We start from the raw sequence: 15013 nt of genomic DNA on the forward strand, positions 1-15013 counted from the left end.
AACAGCGAGGGGTCGAACTGGCCGTACAGGAAGGGATAGGGGTAGCTCTGCCAGTCGGCGCGCTTGGCGATGTTGCGCTGCAGGGACGGGCGGAAGCGGAAGCGCCGGCCCCACTCCGGCGAGCGCGCACTCGGCGTGGGCGCCGTTTCGGCCGGCGGCGGCGTGGCGCCGGCGGGCTGCGCCCGTCCTTCGAGCATCGCCGGGTTGACGAAATGGCCCTTGCGCTCGTGCGATACCAGATAGCCTTCGTCGGCCAGTTGCTGGTAGGCGATGACCACGGTGTTGCGCGCGACGCCCAGTTGCGCCGACAGTTCGCGGCTGGACGGTATCGGCGCATCGAGCGGCAGCTGGCCATCGAGGATGGCACTCACCAGCATTTCGCGGATCTGCCCCTGCAAGCTCAAACCCGGAGACGTCGAACGCTGGAAGAACTGCTGCCACATCGTGCCGGTCAGTTTGACGCTCATCGCCGGAATCATTCCTTTCGATCATGTCCGGGCGCGGCCCAGCAAGAATTGCTGCCGCCCCTCGGTAAAGCGCTTTTACCTTGGAGGCGGCCCGGCGGCAAAAAAGGGCCGATGTCAAGCGTTTTATGAAAACAGCCTGCAAGCCAGAAGTCTATAAGAGGCGCGGGTTTGGCTCTACTTCATGCCGCGCTCCAAGGCAGCAGCGTTGTGGGCTAGGAGCCATATAAGAGCGTTGGGAAAGTAAGCGGCAGTAAGCTATGGCGGCCACTATCGCACATAGGCAACGCAGAGCAGCATGCTTGTCATGACCGTAGCTTAACAGTCTGTCCAATGCTCAAGTCCTGCAGGACAAACGGCAGAGCCATGTTTCTCATAAAGTAGTATGAGTTTCATTAGAAACGTGCTACAGTATGCGTAACTTAACTGAGACGTACGACGACATGGCTCCCCGACCACTCGCACCTATCCCCCCCCAACCGGCTTCTCGCCGTGAGTCTGTTGGGGAGATTTCGCAACAACTGGTAAGCGATCCCAATGTCGCATCCTTCGAGGTACGAGTGAATAAGCGAACCGGAACACTTCAGGTGAATGCTCGCCATACAGATGGTCGAACTGTTCACTACGAAGAGCCCGTACCCGGTCTGGCACAGACAACCCGTTTCGATCCGAACACTGTCACCATCGAACAGCGCGACAACGCAGCGATGCATCTCCTTGCCGAAGGTTGGTCTCAGGCTGAAGTGGGGCGGCGGCTGGGGATCTCCCAGTCTCGTGTTTCTCAGATATCCCGCAACCGTCGCTAGTCAAGACTCACTAGCGACGATCCTGATCGACTAACTGGAAGAGGTAAAAATATGAGCAAGCTTATTGATGCTGGGCGCGAAGTTCTTGGAACATGCCGTGAGGCGAAAGAAAATTTCGACTTTGATCAGCTGGTAAAAAAGTACGATCGTCACACGGCTGAAATGTTGGTTTCTGATCAACTGAAGAATGGGGATATCAGCCTGGATGAATTTCGCACGTACAAGAAGGTCAAAACATTCGTTCAGAATGGCGGACTCGATGTATCTCAGGCTCACAAGGAAGCTCAGAAGGCGGCATCTGATGCCTTGGCATCAGATGGGTTCAAAGCAAACGCTGTGTAGCGACAGCAGGTCGTGCGCGTAGGCAGATACCACAAGCTCCTGTAGTTCGTTGGAAACATGGTCATATTGAAAACGTAGCCGCTAACGTCATTTGGACAGGCAAATTCAGGTTGTAGTGCTTGTTCTCTTGAATCCGCGATCCCCCGCCATGAATGCCTCCAGCATGTGCGGGATCAGCGTCACGGCATCCACGGCCTCGCCATACGCCTGCGCGTGCAGCGCGGCGTAGCGATCGAGGTCGGCTTTCAGGCTGGCCGGGCAGGCAAAGGTCAGCTTGACGCTCTCGGTCTTGGGCAGCGGCCCAAGCCGCAGTTTCCTGGTCGTGCTCATCGGGAAGTCCCCTTGTTGAAAAACAACGGCTGATAGGGCCGCAACACCAGATCACGGTTCACGATGATGCGTACCGGCAAGCCGGGGCGCTGCGTCAAGGTGGGCTGGATGTTGAGGTTGCGCCGGGTCATCTCCTGGCCGACCTGATTGATGCTGTCCTGCGCGCTGTCGCGCCCGGCGATGATGACGCGATCACCGTCCTGACGGTTTTCAGGTGCGGCCAGTTCGGCTCCCACACCCAGCAGTGTCGTCAGCACGGCACCAGCAAAGATCCGATCCCAATGCCAGTCCACATCGTCTTCCAGCCCGGCATAACCAGCCGGGTCGGTGCCGGCTAGGTTGTCGAGCGTGAGCGAAGACGTGTCGGGCAGGATGATCCGGTTCCACACCACCTGCACGCGGCTCTGCCCGTAACTGACCTGGCTGTTGTATTTGCCCAGGATGCGCGACCCCTGCGGGATCAGCAGGAACTTGCCGGTGGCCGTGTCATAGACCGGCTCCGTCACCGTGGCGATCACGTCGCCCGGCAAGTCCGACTTGATGCCCGTCACCAGCGCCCCGGCCACCACCGTTCCGGCCATGACCTGATACGGCGAAGCCGGCAGGGTCAGATTGCCGGAATTACGGGTTTCCGTGGTTCTGGCTTTCTGGAAAGCCTCTTTCTGGTCTTGCCGGTTCTGTACGGCGATCGGGTCGGCAGGCCCGGCCGCCAGTGGGTCGAAGGCCGCATTGGCGGCGAAGCCCGGCGCGGCGGCCACCTGCGTCTGTGCCACCGGCGCGGCCTGCGACCCTGAGCGGAAGAACACCGACGATGCCGCCGCCGCTTCGGCTTCCTTGCGCAGCGCATCGTTGGGGTCGTGGCCGGGGGCCGCATAGGCGGCCGTTACCGGCTGCTGCGACTTCACGATGGCGGGGCCAAGATCGCCAGGCAGCGGCGGCCCCAGCTCCGGCACGGATGCCGGCAAAGGGGGCGGCAGCTTCGAGTAGTCCGCCGGCAGCGCATCCAGCCCTTCGGACTTCGAGACGCGATCGACGTTGTAAAGCTCGGTCTGCTCGCCTGCGCCGCGTCGCTGCGGTTGCAGCGACCACATCAGCGCGCAGAGCACGGCGACCGACAGGGTGCCTGCGAGGATGGCCAGTGTGCGCCGGTTCAGGCGCGTGACCGGGCGCGGCTGGGCGCGCAGCGCCACCGCCTCGGGCGTGACTTTGCCCGCTTGTGGCGTGGCGAGGTCGGGAGTGTCGTCCTGGCTCATGGTCAGTTCCTCCGCGCCACGCCATCCGTGCGTTCGATCCGCACCACGTCGCCGCCATCACCGCCCAGGCGCAGTTCGGCTGCGCCGAACAGCCGATCCACGATGTAGTATGGCGAGCGGAATCGGTAGTTCACCAATTGCCCGTCGCCCTGCGCGCCGATCACGAACAGCGGCGGCAGCTCGCCTTGCGCGATGCCCGGCGGGAACTGGATATAGACCTTCTCGCCGTCATCGAAGGCGCGCAGCGGCTTCCACGGCGGATTGCTGCCGCTGACCGCGTAGCGGAAGCGGATCTTCTCCAGCGACAGGCCGGTATCGACCGGCTCGGCGGCGTTGGCCGCCTGCGCCTGGCGCTGCAAGGCCAGCATCCGGTCTTTCGGATAGTCCCAGGACACCGACGCCATCCACGCCTTTTCCGTCGAAGTCAGCTCCATCAGGTACGTCCTGCGGCTGGTGGTGATGACCAGATTGGTTTTGAGGCCCGAACGGATGGGCTTGACCAGCACATTGACGCGCAGCGCATCGCCGCTGCCGCTGGACGTGTCGCCCACGATCCAGCGCACGGTGTCGCCGGCGGCGACAGTGACAAGCTCCTCGCCTGGCTGCAAGGAAACCACGGTCACGCGCCCCGGCGCGGCATAGACCTGATAGAGCGCGCCGTCCGTAAAGGGCCACACCTGAATCGCATTGACGTAGCCCTCGCGCGTGGGCGCGATGCGCGCCTCGGCATTCGCACGCGAGACACGCACCTTCTCGTCGGCCGGCTCCGGCGCAGCCGGGGCCGCGTCCACGTCGGGTAAAGGCTTCAACTGCGCCGGCAGCGCTAGCGGCTCGGGCACGGCGACCACTTCCACCGGCGCGGGTGGCTCCGGCAGCGGCTGCGCCTGCACCGGCTCATCGAGCGAGATGGACGGCGGTGGCTTACCCTGCGAGGCGCAGCCCGAGAACAGGACAGTCGATGCCAGCAGGATCGACGGCAAAGCGTAAAAGCGGAAAGGCAGGTTCATGGCTTGGCTCCTTCGGAAGAATCCAGTTCGCGGCTCCACGACAGGCCATTGACGTAGATCCCCAAGGGGTTCTTGCGCAGGCGCTGTTCGGTGCGCGGGGTTTGCAGGACGGTGGAAAGCACGGCGTTCCACCGCTCGGTGCCAGCGGCGGCACCGTTGACGAATCGCTGTTCCGTCCAGCGCACGTTGAAAGACGTGTCGCTGGCGCGGGTCACGCTGGTGATCTGCACCGTCACCGACTCCTTGCCGATGCGGGCGAAGGGGTCGTTCTTGCTGGCGTAGTCGTTGAGCACCGCCGCGCCTTTGTCGGTGGTGTAGTCGTAGGCATCCAGCCAGTTCTGCCGCACCACGATGGGGTCGATGGACAGCGAGCGCACCAGCGTCACGAAGCGCGCCAAGTGGTGCGCGATTTGCGCATCGGCGGGGCGGTACGGCGTGGCGGCTTCGCCGACGGCGCGCACCTGCCCCGACTGATCGACCTCGATGACATAGGGGGTGACGATGGACTGCGCCGAGCGCCATACCAGGCCGCCGGCCATCAGCAGCGCGAGCGTGAGGCAGCCGAAAGCCATGAATCGCCAGTTCTTGGCCTGGACGCGGGCCGAGCCGATACGGTCGTCCCACACCTGAGCGGCAGACTGGTAAGGGGTTGCAGGTTGCGGCGTATCGGCATAGCGCACCTGCGGGCGTTTGAATCGCATGGGTGTTCTCCTTGAGGGTCAGGTATCGGAATCGCGCAGGCTCGGGCCTTGCCCCGAGCCGCCGCCGTCGCCACCGCGCAGCGTGTGGGCGGCGGTGGTCGCGGCATGGGTGATCTGCTGGCGGCGGTGCATCCGCTTGGCCCAGGCGGGTTGCTCCTGCTTCGGCGCGCTGGAGGCGCTGTCCGCGCCTTCGCCTGCGGTGGCCTGGCCGGAACCGGCAGCGCCGGCGTCGGTGCCGTTCCAGCCAGCACGGAAGGAATCGGCCATCTTCTGCCCGGCAGCGGAAGCGCCGGACGCAGCGCGGCGGCCTGCCGCCTGCGCGCCGGTCTTGGCGACGTTGCTCAGGCCCGCAGCCGCGCCCTTGGCCCCACCGCCCGCAGCGGCGGAACCGGCCTGGAATGCGGACTTGGCGCTGCTGGCCGCCGACGTGGCAGCGCGTGCGCCGCTGCCGGCCAGCTTGGCGGCGGCCGGGGCCATGCGTGCGCCCGCCATGACCGCACCGCCCACGCCAGTCGCGGCGGCACCGATGGCAACGCCGGTGCCGACCGCGCCGACGGCCGCGCCGGCCATCGCGCCCGCGCCGAGCTGCGGCGCACCGGACACAAGGCCCGTGGCGATGCCAGGGCCGAAGATGCCCAGCGCCAGCAGCGCGAGCGAGGCCAGCATCACGACCAGCGCATGGTCGATGGAAGGCTCGTCGGGATGCACCTGGAACTCCGCGAACAGGCCCGAACCGATACCGACAATGACGGCCAGCACCAGCACCTTGATGCCCGACGACACCACGTTGCCGAGCACCTTTTCCGCGAGGAACGAGGTTTTGTTCCAGAGTGCGAACGGAATCAAGACGAAGCCGGCAAGCGTGGTCAGCTTGAACTCGATCAGCGTGATGAAAAGCTGTACCGCCAGCACGAAGAAGCAGAGGATCACCACCAGCCAGGCGATGAACAGCACCACGATGGGGTCGAGGTTCACGAACACTTCGGGGAAGCCGGCCATGTCGCCGATCTGATCGAGAATCGGCGCCCCGGCGTCGATGCCCGTCTTCGCCAGCCGGCCCGGCTGCAAGAAGTTCTCCATCGTGATGGCCGAGCCGGTGGCAGTGATGCCCAGACCCGCGAACGACCGGAACACGATGCTGGCCAGCCAGTTGAAGTTGCCGATGATGTAGGCGAAAGCACCGACGTACAGCACCTTGCGCAGCAGCTTGGCGATTACGTCCTCGCCCTGGCCGGTTGCGTGGCTCATGGCCCAATACAGGCCGGCGATGGTCATGTCGATGACGATCAGCGTGGCCGTCAGGAACGCGACTTCGCCTTGCAGTAGACCGAAACCCGAGTCGATGTAGCGCGAGAACGTGTCGAGGAAGCGATCGATGATGGTCACGTCGTTCATGGCGTGTCCTCCGGGGCGGCGAGCGGCGCATCGCCTTCCGGCGCGTCTTCGGTGGGCGTGTCGAAGCTCGCCGGGATCGGCGGCAGTTCGGCCAGCGTCCGGTACTCGTCCGGCCCGGTCTGGCCGGCGAAGAACCGCCGCCGGAAGGCTTCGGCGGCGGCGCGGCAGGTGTCTTCGCCTGCGGTGTGCCGGTCAGCTTCGCATCGGGCGCGCAGCGCCTTGAGCCGCACGGGATCGGCGGCCAAGGTCGCGGCCAGGTCTTCGGTCGGCTGCTGGCCGCAAGCGGTCAGCAGCACGGCCAGCAGGACAGGAACGCATCGCATGGCCGCCCCCTGTCAGTTGTTGTAGAAGTTGACGGACTGCGGCGTGTACGGCGTGCCGGTGCCCAGGAAGCGCCGCCGCACTTCGCGGGCGCGTTCGGTGGCCGCCGCCTGCCGCGCCAGTTCCAGCGAGGCCGCCCGGTCTTGCGTGATCTGGAGCTGTTGGGCCTGGATGGACTGCTTGGCCTGCAAGGCAAGAAGCTGGTTCGTCGCCTGCATGGCTTGTAGCGCGCCGGTGGCCGACTGGCTCTGGCTTACGAGATCGGCCAGTGCGCTTTCGTCTTGCGCCAGGTTCTGCGACACCTGCGCTTGCATCCGCATCGCGGTGTGCAGGCCGTTCAGCGTGTTTTTCCAGCGTTCCTGCGCATCACGCAGCATCTGGTCGCCGCTGATGGTGGCGGCGTACTGCTCCGGGTACAGGCGCGAGAACGTGGCATCCATGCTCTGTACGTCGTAGGCCAGTCCCTGCGCCTCGGCGATCAGTCGCTCGGTGGTGGCGAGCGTCGAGCGCAGGCGGTTGACGATATTGAAATCCAGCTTCGTCAGGTTGCGCGCCTGGTTCATCAGCATCTGCGCTTCGTTTTGAAGCTGGTTGATCTGGTTGTTGATCTGCTCCAGCGTGCGAACGGCGGTCAGCGTGTTCTGCACGAAGTTGGACGGGTCGAACACCGTCAGCGCCGATGCGGGCTGCACGGCCAGCAGCGACACCGACAGCGCGGCAGCGAGCGAAACGGAAAGCACACGGGTCTTCATGGCAGGTTCTCCTGTCGTGGTTGGGAAAGAAAAGAAGCCGCCGCCAGTGACGACGGCAGCAGGTCGGCGGCCCAATCGAGGCCGCGATGGCGCAGCCACGCGCCGGCAAAGCCGAGAGCGCCGGCCTGCGTCAGCACGCGGTCAATGTCGCGTTGGTCTTGCGGTGTGGATGCCCCCGCGAAGGCGAGCGCGGCCGGCCCCAGGTCGAGGTCGAACAGGCGATTGCCCAGGCGCGATTGGTAGTAGTAGTCCTGCTTCGGCTGCGCGGTGGCGACGATCTCGATTTGCCGGCTGTTGAGGCCGAAGCCCTCGTAGATCGTGCGAATCTGCGGTTCGGTCGCCTGCGGATTGGGCAAGAAAATCCGAACGGCGCAGCTTTCGATGATGGCCGCCGCGATGCTGGAGTTCTGAATGTCCGCCAGGCTTTGCGTGGCGAAGACGACACTGACATTGCGCTTGCGCAGCGTCTTCAACCACTGGCGGATGCGCGCCGCAAATACTGGGTCATCCAAGAACAGCCAGGATTCATCAAGGATCAGCAGCGTGGGCGAACCGTCGAATCGTTCATCGAAGCGGGCGAACAGATAGCCCAGCACCGACCGCACGGCGGCGTGGCTGGCCATCAGTTCCTCCATCTCGAAGCACTGAACGTCCGCACTGCCGAGCCGGTCGCGGTCTGCATCCAGCAGCTTGCCGTGCGCGCCGCCGAGCACATAGGGCGCGAGTGCTTGGCGCAGCGCGTTCGATTGCAGCAGCACCGAAAGCCCGGTCATCGTGCGCTGCTCCACGGGCGCACCGGCCAGACTGCCGAGCGCCGACCAGATGGAGGCCTTCTCGTCCGGGCCGACGGTGACGCCTTCGTGCAGCAGCCGGCCTTCCACCCATTCGGCGGCCCAGGTGCGGTAGCCCTCAGCGTCGATGCGCGCGAGTGGCTGAAAGGCAATGCCGCCATCCGCGCCGAGGTCGTAGTGCTCGCCGCCTAGGCCCAGGATGGTGGCGCGCATGGAGCGGCCCATGTCAAAGACGAAGATGCGCGAGTGCAAATAGCGCCGGAATTGCATCGCCAGCACGGCCAGGAAGGCAGACTTGCCCATGCCGGTCGGGCCGACCACGGCCATGTGGCCCACGTCGCCGATGTGCGTGACCAAGCGAAACGGTGTTGCGCCGTCGGTGCGCGTGACGATCACCGGCGGGCCGTCCAAGTGCTTGTTGCGCTCCGGGCCGGCCCACACCGCCGACAGCGGCATCATGTGCGCCAGGTTCAGCGTCGAGACGATGGGCTGGCGCACGTTCGCATAGGCGTTGCCCGGAATGGACGACAGCCACGCATCGACCGCATTCAAGGTTTCGGGGATGGTGACGAAGCCCCGGCCCTGGATGACGCGCTCTACCATGCGCAGCTTCTCGTCCGCCACGGCCGGGTCGGCATCGAGCACCGTCACCGTGGCCGTGAGGTAGCCGAAGGCGACTTGATCGCTGCCCAGTTCCTGCAAGGCGGCATCAGCATCGGCTGCCTTGTTGCTGGCGTCGGTATCGACCAGCGGGCTTTCCTGTTGGAAGATCGTTTCGCGCAGCAGCGCGATGACGTTCTTGCGCTTGGCGAACCATTGGCGGCGCAGGCGGCCCAGTTCCCGTTCCGCCTCGGCTTTGTCGAGGCACAGGAAGCGCGTGCTCCAGCGGTAGGCGAAGCCCAAACGGTTCAAGTCATCGAGCAGGCCCGGCCAGGTCGAGGTCGGGAAGCCCCGCACCGACACCACGCGCAGGTGCTGGTCGCCCAGCATGGGCGCCAGACCACCGACCAGCGCGGAATCGGCCAGCAGCGCGTCGAGGTGGAAAGGCACCTCGGGCACGCCTACGAGGTAGCGCCGCGTCGAGATGGTCGCGTGCAGGTAGGTCAGCGTCTGCGCGTCATCGAGCCAGGCGATTTCGGGCATCACGCCATCGAGCAGGTCGAACACGCGATCGGTTTCCGCCACGAAGGCATCGAGCCGACCGCGCCAGTCCACGCCATCGCCCGGCGCGTGCTCGTAGAGCAGCTTGGCCGCGCGAGCGCGGGATTCCTCCGGCGGCAGGTAGGCCAGCGTCAGGTGATAGGCGCTCTCGAAGTGGTTCCCCGATTCCTCGAAGGCGGCGCGGCGTTCTTCATCGACCAGCCAGGACAGCGGTTCAGGGAAGTCGGAATGCGGGTAGTCCGCCGCTGGCTGGCGCTCGGCTTCCACGAACAGCGCCCAGCCCGAACCCAGCCGGCGCAGCGCGTTGTTCAGCCGCGCGGTGGTGGCGATCAGCTCGCCCTGCGTGGCGCTGTCCAGATCCGGCCCACGAAAGCGCGCCGTGCGCTGAAACGAACCATCCTTGTTCAGCACCACGCCCGGCGCTATCAGTCCTGCCCAGGGCAGCCAGTCGGCCAGCAAGGCAGGCCGCTGGCGGTATTCGGCAAGGTTCAGCATGGCATCCCCCTCACACGTCCAGCAGCGGCTTGTGCTTGATGTGCCGGGCGAAGACCTGCATGAACTGCGGATCGACACGCGCGCCCCAGACGGCCAGCGAGTGGCCTACGATCCAGAGCACGACACCGGGAATCCAGAGTTGCAGGCCCAGCCCGACGGCGGCGGCCAGAGTGCCGTTGGCGATCGCCACGGTGCGCGGTGCGCCACCCATCAAAAGCGGTTCGGTCAGCGAGCGATGCAGCGGCACCTCGAAGCCGGCCGCGAAGCTATCCGCGCCGCTCATACGACGGCCCCGCCGGAGAAGCTGAAGAACGACAGGAAGAAGCTCGAAGCCGCGAACGCGATGGACAAGCCGAACACGATCTGGATCAGCTTGCGGAAGCCGCCCGACGTGTCGCCGAAGGCCAGCGCCAGGCCCGTGGCGATGATGATGATGACCGCGACGATGCGCGCCACCGGCCCCTGGATCGACTCCAGAATGGATTGCAGCGGGCCTTCCCACGGCATCGAAGAACCGGCGGCCTGCGCCGTACCGGCCAGGAACAGCAGCAGCGCGGCCAGCAGCAGCCCTTGCCCCGCCGGGCGGGCCAGGCTGCGCAGCCGCGCGAGGCTGGACAGGTGGGAAAGCGGATTTACGGAAAGACGGAAAGCATGGGCGTGCGTCATGGCAGTTCTCCAGAGTGGTCAGGGGACGGGGAAGAAAGCGGCGGCAGCTCGGGAAACGGCGTTTCCTGCGCGTCCGCCAGGCGGTAGCCCACTCCGTCGAAGCCGACGACGCGGGCGATGCTTTCGACGCGGCGTTTGCGGCCGCGTCCGGCGATGTGGATGACGACGTTGACCGCCTCGGCGATCAGCGCACGCGGCGGGTTCACCGCCACTTCGAGAATCAACTGTTCGAGGCGCAGCAATGCGCCCAGCGCGGAACCGGCATGGATGGTGGCGATGCCGCCCGGATGGCCGGTGCCCCAGACCTTCACCAAGTCCAGGGCTTCGCCGCCACGCACCTCACCGACGATCACGCGGTCGGGGCGCAGGCGCATCGTGGTGCGCACCAGCTCGGTCATGGACACGACGCCCGCGCGGGTGCGCAGTGGCACATGGTCGCGGGCGGCGCATTGCAGCTCGATGGTGTCTTCGAGCACCAGCACGCGGTCGCCGGTGGCGGCGATCTCGGCCAGCAAGGCATTGGCCAGCGTGGTCTTGCCGGTGCTGGTGCCACCGGCGATCAGGATGTTCTGCCGCTCGCGCACGGCATGGCGCAGGAACTCGGCCTGCCCAGCGGTCAGGATGCCATCGGCCACATAGCGATCCAGACCGATGATGCTCACTGCGCGCTTGCGCAGCGCAAAGGCCGGGCCAGGTGCGGCGGGCGGCAGGATGCCCTCGAAGCGTTCGCCCGTCTCCGGCAGTTCGGCGGTCAAGAGCGGTTGGCCGCGATGTACCTCCGCACCGACATGGGCGGCCACCAGACGAATGATGCGTTCGCCATCGGCCTCGGGCAGTTCGACGCCGAGCGGCGCACGGCCAGAGGACAGACGATCCACCCACAATGTCCGGTCGGGGTTGAGCATCACTTCCACCACGTCCGGGTCTTCCAGCGCAGCGGCAATCACCGGCCCCATCGCCGTGCGTAGCATCTGGATGCGGCGATCCTGGGACGCTGTAGCGGATGAGCGCGGTTCGGCTGGGATTTGAGGAACGGCACTCATGGCGCACGCTCCGCAGTGCGTTCATGGGCGGCAGCCATCGCCGCCGCCTCATCCATGCGCATGGGGTCGGGATGCAGTTCTTCCACCACGTCGCTTACCAGGCTGCGCCCGCGCAGCAGGTGGCGGCCAAGCTGCTCCACGAACTGCTCGAAACGCGCCTTACCCTGAGCACGAGCCGCATCCTGATGGGCTTCGGGCACCGGCGTACTGACGGTCAGGTAGTAGCGGATGAACAGCGCCAGCGTTTCGATCTGGATGTTCTGGTCACGCTCCAGCCGCTCAGCTTGCCGCGACAGGCGATCTAACCGCTTGGCAATAGCGGCCTCACGCTGGTCGCCGGCATCCGGCGACAGCCAGGACGCCAAGGCAGCGGCGACGATACTGGACTTGGACACGCCTTTCTTGGCGGCCAGCTCGTCGAGGCGCTTGGCGTGCTCGTGCTGGATGAACAGGTTCAATCGGTATTGACTCATAGGTCGATTCCGTCGTTGGGGTCGAGAGAAGCCAGTCGCGCCGTGCGTTGCAGGGCGGGGTCGAGCTGGCCGGGAAGCACCGGGGGCATGTCTTCGTCATCGAGCAGCGACAGGTCGCTGGTCGGGGCATCCATCTCGGGGGCATAGGCGATGGCTTCGGACAGTTCGGGCTGACGGCGGGGGCCGCCGTCATCGGTCGAACCCAGGGTCTCCAAGTCATCGGCGGATGCCGTGGCCGGTGCGGCGGGAATCGCCAGGCCGCTCCAATCGTCAGGTCGTGCAGGCGGCACATCGGCATAGCGAACAGCCGTCACCGCAGGCGGCGGCAATACCCGTTGCTTGAAATTAGCGTCGGCGAAATAGCGCAGCTTCTTCGCCTTAATCGGTGCGACACTGGACACCATCACGACCGCTTCATCGGGTGGAAGCTGCATCACTTCGCCCGGCGTCAGCAGTGGCCGTGCGGTTTCCTGGCGCGACACCATCAGGTGCCCCAGCCACGGTGCAAGCCGGTGGCCTGCGTAGTTGCGCTGGGCGCGTAATTCAGTGGCCGTGCCCAGTGTTTCGGAAATGCGTTTGGCCGTGCGTTCGTCGTTGGTGGCGAAGGTCACACGCACATGGCAGTTGTCCAATATCGAATGGTTCTGGCCGTAGGCTTTGTCAATCTGGTTCAGACTTTGGGCGATGAGGAAGCTGCGGATGCCGTAGCCCGCCATGAAGGCCAGCGCTGTCTCGAAGAAGTCAAGGCGGCCCAGCGCCGGGAACTCATCGAGCATCAACAGCAGCTTGTGGCGACGCGCGATGCCGTCGCTGCCATCCAGCGATTCGGTGAGCCGTCGGCCGATCTGGTTGAGGATCAGGCGGATCAGCGGTTTGGTGCGCGAAATGTCCGACGGCGGCACCACCAGATACAGCGAGACGGGATGCTCGGATGCAATCAGGTCAGCGATGCGCCAGTCGCAGCGCGACGTGACTTCGGCCACCGTGGGGTCACGGTACAGGCCCAGGAACGACATGGCCGTGCTCAATACGCCGGAACGCTCGTTGTCCGACTTGTTGAGCACTTCGCGGGCAGCGGATGCAACGACGGGATGCTGGGTATCGCCCAGGTGTTTGGTCGTCATCATCCGGTGCAAGGTCAGCTCGAACGGGCTGGCCGGATCGGACAGGAAGTTGGCGACTCCACACAGCGTCTTGTCTTCGCCTGCATAGAGCACATGCAGGATCGCGCCGACCAGCAGCGCGTGACTGGTCTTCTCCCAGTGGTTGCGCTTCTCCAACGCGCCTTCGGGATCGACCAGGATGTCCGCGATGTTCTGTACATCACGCACCTCATGCGCGCCGCGCCGGACTTCCAGTAGCGGGTTGTAGGCTGCCGAACTGGCATCGGTCGGGTTGAACAGCAGGCAGTGCGAGAAGCGCGAGCGCCAGCCTGCGGTGATCTGCCAGTTCTCGCCCTTGATGTCATGGATGACGGCCGAAGCCGGCCAGGACAACAATGTCGGGACGACCAAGCCGACACCCTTGCCCGAGCGGGTGGGTGCGAAAGTCAGGACGTGTTCCGGGCCTTCATGGCGCAGATACTCGTTGCGATACTTGCCGAGAAAGACGCCAGCAGGCTGCGTCAGCCCTGCCTTGCGAATGTCGGTGGCATCGGCCCAGCGGGCCGAGCCATAAGTCGTCACCTTGCGCGCCTGGCGCGAGCGCCACACCGACATGGCGATGGCGACCACCACAGCCAGCAAGCCGCTGCCAGCCGCGATCATGCCGCCGGTGTCGAACACCTGCGGCGCGTAGGCGTCGAAGAAGAACCACCATTCGAACAGCTTCCATGGGTAATAGACCGGCGTACCGTGGAAGTCGAACCAGGGCGAGCCCAGGCGTAGCTGGTAGCCCAAGGCGGCAGCTGTCCATTGCGTGGCACCCCACACACCGGCGATCACGATGCCAAAGACGGCGGCGATCTGCCCGAACAACACACCCTGAGCCTGCATACCTTGGCCTCCGATTTCTCCTGCGCTGATTCCCCGTGGGAAACGCGGCACAAAGGCGTGCCGCAGGCGTCAGGATCGGTGCCGGTTCAGTGCCGGTCAAAGACCGTTATCGGCAGCAAGGTGATGCAAAAAGCATGGTTTCATGCAGGGGCGAAATCAGTAAAAAAGCCGCAGGCGCGAGCGCACTGCGGCGTGTCGAGAAAGAAAACGAAGATATGCGGCAAGCCGCCAACGGTCAGAACTTCGGCGGCGTTTCCGATGGCGTGTAAGGCACCTTGCCGTCGCCGAAGAAGCGCTTGTTCGTCGCTTCGGCCACCCGGTTACACAACACGTCGCCCATCGTCGGCCGCTCGGTCTTGCACTGACGGCGCAGTTCCTTCAAACGCTCGGGATCAGCGGCCAGTTCGTCCACGGTCGGCACATTGGCTTGCTGCTTCGGCGGCTCGGACGGGCCGCAGGCCGTGAGTGCTGCAACCAGCAACAAAGGGGTAAGTCGCTTCATGGCTCGATGTCCTCCGGGGGATCGGGTTCAGGTGGTCGCGCGGGTCTCACGCCTTCGGGCAAGTCGATGGCCTGCACCCTTTCGATGAATCGAGACAGCACTTCCGAAGACTCACCTTCTCGATGCAGCAGATAAGTCGTTAGCACAGGGGAACGGCCCGCCAGAGGCCGCGCGACCACACCCGGCTCGCGGCTGGCCGCGATGTGTGGTGCACCAGTCAGGCCCAACGCAAAGCCGGCCGACACCAGCGCCATCATCAAATCGCAGGACGCCACGCGCTCAGCAATCAGCGGCTCCATGTCCGAGCGGCGCAGCACGCGCTCGACTTGGCGCGCATGGCCTTCGCATACTTGTGGATCGCACAGCACCAGAGGATGGCGCAGCAACTCTTCCAGCGGTATGCGCTTGTGCCTGAGCAGTGGATGCCGCGCAGGCACTGCCACCATCAGGGGGTCACTCCAGACTGCTTGAGCCACGACGCCATCGCCCAATTCATCGGACTGCGCGAAACCCACGT

General features: G+C 65.1%; 18 protein-coding genes. 2 read left to right on the plus strand and 16 right to left on the minus strand.

What is annotated here, in order from left to right:
* On the minus strand, positions 1-467 hold a 467-nt coding region (locus tag TBU01S_RS21380), incomplete at its 3' end, for a GntR family transcriptional regulator (protein ID WP_157659243.1).
* Positions 468-1171: 704 nt separating this feature from the next.
* Here TBU01S_RS21380 and TBU01S_RS25195 point away from each other — a divergent pair.
* Positions 1172-1270, plus strand: a complete 99-nt coding sequence (locus TBU01S_RS25195) for a sigma factor-like helix-turn-helix DNA-binding protein (protein ID WP_369404225.1) — start codon at positions 1172-1174, stop codon at positions 1268-1270.
* 51 nt (positions 1271-1321) lie between these two features.
* Complete coding sequence (locus TBU01S_RS24185) at positions 1322-1612, plus strand: hypothetical protein (protein ID WP_130487774.1); 291 nt, start codon at positions 1322-1324, stop codon at positions 1610-1612.
* A gap of 105 nt (positions 1613-1717) precedes the next feature.
* Here TBU01S_RS24185 and TBU01S_RS21395 read toward each other — a convergent pair whose 3' ends face one another.
* From TBU01S_RS21395 to TBU01S_RS21465, 15 genes are all read right to left on the minus strand, one after another.
* Positions 1718-1942, minus strand: coding sequence for a DUF2274 domain-containing protein (locus TBU01S_RS21395; protein ID WP_068639523.1), 225 nt, complete (start codon positions 1940-1942; stop codon positions 1718-1720).
* Positions 1939-3195: a TraB/TrbI/VirB10 family type IV secretion system protein gene (locus TBU01S_RS21400; protein WP_068639524.1), complete on the minus strand. Its 1257-nt coding sequence runs from the start codon at positions 3193-3195 to the stop codon at positions 1939-1941. Before TBU01S_RS21400 ends, TBU01S_RS21395 begins: the two co-directional genes overlap by 4 nt.
* 2 nt (positions 3196-3197) lie before the next feature.
* Positions 3198-4202 (minus strand): P-type conjugative transfer protein TrbG, encoded by a 1005-nt coding sequence (gene trbG, locus TBU01S_RS21405; protein WP_068639525.1) that lies wholly within the window; start codon positions 4200-4202, stop codon positions 3198-3200.
* Complete coding sequence (trbF, locus tag TBU01S_RS21410) at positions 4199-4903, minus strand: conjugal transfer protein TrbF (protein ID WP_068639526.1); 705 nt, start codon at positions 4901-4903, stop codon at positions 4199-4201. The genes trbG and trbF overlap by 4 nt, the downstream gene beginning before the upstream one ends.
* Positions 4904-4921: 18 nt before the next feature.
* Positions 4922-6298: a P-type conjugative transfer protein TrbL gene (gene trbL, locus TBU01S_RS21415; protein WP_068639527.1), complete on the minus strand. Its 1377-nt coding sequence runs from the start codon at positions 6296-6298 to the stop codon at positions 4922-4924.
* Positions 6295-6621, minus strand: coding sequence for a hypothetical protein (locus TBU01S_RS21420; protein ID WP_068639528.1), 327 nt, complete (start codon positions 6619-6621; stop codon positions 6295-6297). The genes trbL and TBU01S_RS21420 overlap by 4 nt, the downstream gene beginning before the upstream one ends.
* Before the next feature lie 12 nt (positions 6622-6633).
* Positions 6634-7371 carry a P-type conjugative transfer protein TrbJ gene (gene trbJ / locus TBU01S_RS21425; RefSeq protein ID WP_068639529.1) on the minus strand — a complete coding sequence of 246 codons (738 nt, stop codon included), beginning with the start codon at positions 7369-7371 and terminating at the stop codon, positions 6634-6636.
* Positions 7368-9818, minus strand: coding sequence for a conjugal transfer protein TrbE (gene trbE / locus TBU01S_RS21430; protein ID WP_068639530.1), 2451 nt, complete (start codon positions 9816-9818; stop codon positions 7368-7370). Before trbE ends, trbJ begins: the two co-directional genes overlap by 4 nt.
* Before the next feature lie 10 nt (positions 9819-9828).
* Positions 9829-10101, minus strand: a complete 273-nt coding sequence (locus TBU01S_RS21435) for a VirB3 family type IV secretion system protein (RefSeq protein ID WP_022995778.1) — start codon at positions 10099-10101, stop codon at positions 9829-9831.
* The gene (locus TBU01S_RS21440; protein WP_022995779.1) at positions 10098-10484 is read right to left on the minus strand and encodes a TrbC/VirB2 family type IV secretion system protein; all 387 of its coding nucleotides are present in this window, start codon (positions 10482-10484) and stop codon (positions 10098-10100) included. The genes TBU01S_RS21435 and TBU01S_RS21440 overlap by 4 nt, the downstream gene beginning before the upstream one ends.
* On the minus strand, positions 10481-11455 hold the full coding sequence (trbB, locus tag TBU01S_RS21445; RefSeq protein WP_439654563.1) for a P-type conjugative transfer ATPase TrbB: 975 nt from the start codon (positions 11453-11455) through the stop codon (positions 10481-10483). Before trbB ends, TBU01S_RS21440 begins: the two co-directional genes overlap by 4 nt.
* A gap of 68 nt (positions 11456-11523) precedes the next feature.
* Positions 11524-12000 (minus strand): ribbon-helix-helix protein, CopG family, encoded by a 477-nt coding sequence (locus TBU01S_RS21450; protein WP_068639532.1) that lies wholly within the window; start codon positions 11998-12000, stop codon positions 11524-11526.
* Positions 11997-13994, minus strand: a complete 1998-nt coding sequence (locus TBU01S_RS21455) for a conjugal transfer protein TraG (protein ID WP_068639533.1) — start codon at positions 13992-13994, stop codon at positions 11997-11999. Before TBU01S_RS21455 ends, TBU01S_RS21450 begins: the two co-directional genes overlap by 4 nt.
* A 235-nt stretch (positions 13995-14229) precedes the next feature.
* Positions 14230-14496 (minus strand): EexN family lipoprotein, encoded by a 267-nt coding sequence (locus TBU01S_RS21460; RefSeq protein WP_068639534.1) that lies wholly within the window; start codon positions 14494-14496, stop codon positions 14230-14232.
* Positions 14493-15013: LysR family substrate-binding domain-containing protein (locus TBU01S_RS21465; RefSeq protein ID WP_169802994.1), on the minus strand; the 521-nt coding region annotated here is incomplete at its 5' end. The genes TBU01S_RS21465 and TBU01S_RS21460, both read right to left, overlap by 4 nt.

Origin of the sequence: Thauera butanivorans NBRC 103042 (genome assembly GCF_001591165.1) — a bacterium.
Taxonomy (GTDB): Bacteria; Pseudomonadota; Gammaproteobacteria; order Burkholderiales; family Rhodocyclaceae; genus Thauera; species Thauera butanivorans.

Bases quoted from the DNA above. Each gene is read 5' to 3' on its own strand.
- TBU01S_RS25195 (WP_369404225.1), top strand. From the start codon at position 1,172: ATGCATCTCCTTGCCGAAGGTTGGTCTCAGGCTGAAGTGGGGCGGCGG.
- TBU01S_RS24185 (WP_130487774.1), top strand. From the start codon at position 1,322: ATGAGCAAGCTTATTGATGCTGGGCGCGAAGTTCTTGGAACATGCCGT.
- TBU01S_RS21395 (WP_068639523.1), bottom strand. From the start codon at position 1,942: ATGAGCACGACCAGGAAACTGCGGCTTGGGCCGCTGCCCAAGACCGAG.
- TBU01S_RS21400 (WP_068639524.1), bottom strand. From the start codon at position 3,195: ATGAGCCAGGACGACACTCCCGACCTCGCCACGCCACAAGCGGGCAAA.
- trbG (WP_068639525.1), bottom strand. From the start codon at position 4,202: ATGAACCTGCCTTTCCGCTTTTACGCTTTGCCGTCGATCCTGCTGGCA.
- trbF (WP_068639526.1), bottom strand. From the start codon at position 4,903: ATGCGATTCAAACGCCCGCAGGTGCGCTATGCCGATACGCCGCAACCT.
- trbL (WP_068639527.1), bottom strand. From the start codon at position 6,298: ATGAACGACGTGACCATCATCGATCGCTTCCTCGACACGTTCTCGCGC.
- TBU01S_RS21420 (WP_068639528.1), bottom strand. From the start codon at position 6,621: ATGCGATGCGTTCCTGTCCTGCTGGCCGTGCTGCTGACCGCTTGCGGC.
- trbJ (WP_068639529.1), bottom strand. From the start codon at position 7,371: ATGAAGACCCGTGTGCTTTCCGTTTCGCTCGCTGCCGCGCTGTCGGTG.
- trbE (WP_068639530.1), bottom strand. From the start codon at position 9,818: ATGCTGAACCTTGCCGAATACCGCCAGCGGCCTGCCTTGCTGGCCGAC.
- TBU01S_RS21435 (WP_022995778.1), bottom strand. From the start codon at position 10,101: ATGAGCGGCGCGGATAGCTTCGCGGCCGGCTTCGAGGTGCCGCTGCAT.
- TBU01S_RS21440 (WP_022995779.1), bottom strand. From the start codon at position 10,484: ATGACGCACGCCCATGCTTTCCGTCTTTCCGTAAATCCGCTTTCCCAC.
- trbB (WP_439654563.1), bottom strand. From the start codon at position 11,455: ATGCTACGCACGGCGATGGGGCCGGTGATTGCCGCTGCGCTGGAAGAC.
- TBU01S_RS21450 (WP_068639532.1), bottom strand. From the start codon at position 12,000: ATGAGTCAATACCGATTGAACCTGTTCATCCAGCACGAGCACGCCAAG.
- TBU01S_RS21455 (WP_068639533.1), bottom strand. From the start codon at position 13,994: ATGCAGGCTCAGGGTGTGTTGTTCGGGCAGATCGCCGCCGTCTTTGGC.
- TBU01S_RS21460 (WP_068639534.1), bottom strand. From the start codon at position 14,496: ATGAAGCGACTTACCCCTTTGTTGCTGGTTGCAGCACTCACGGCCTGC.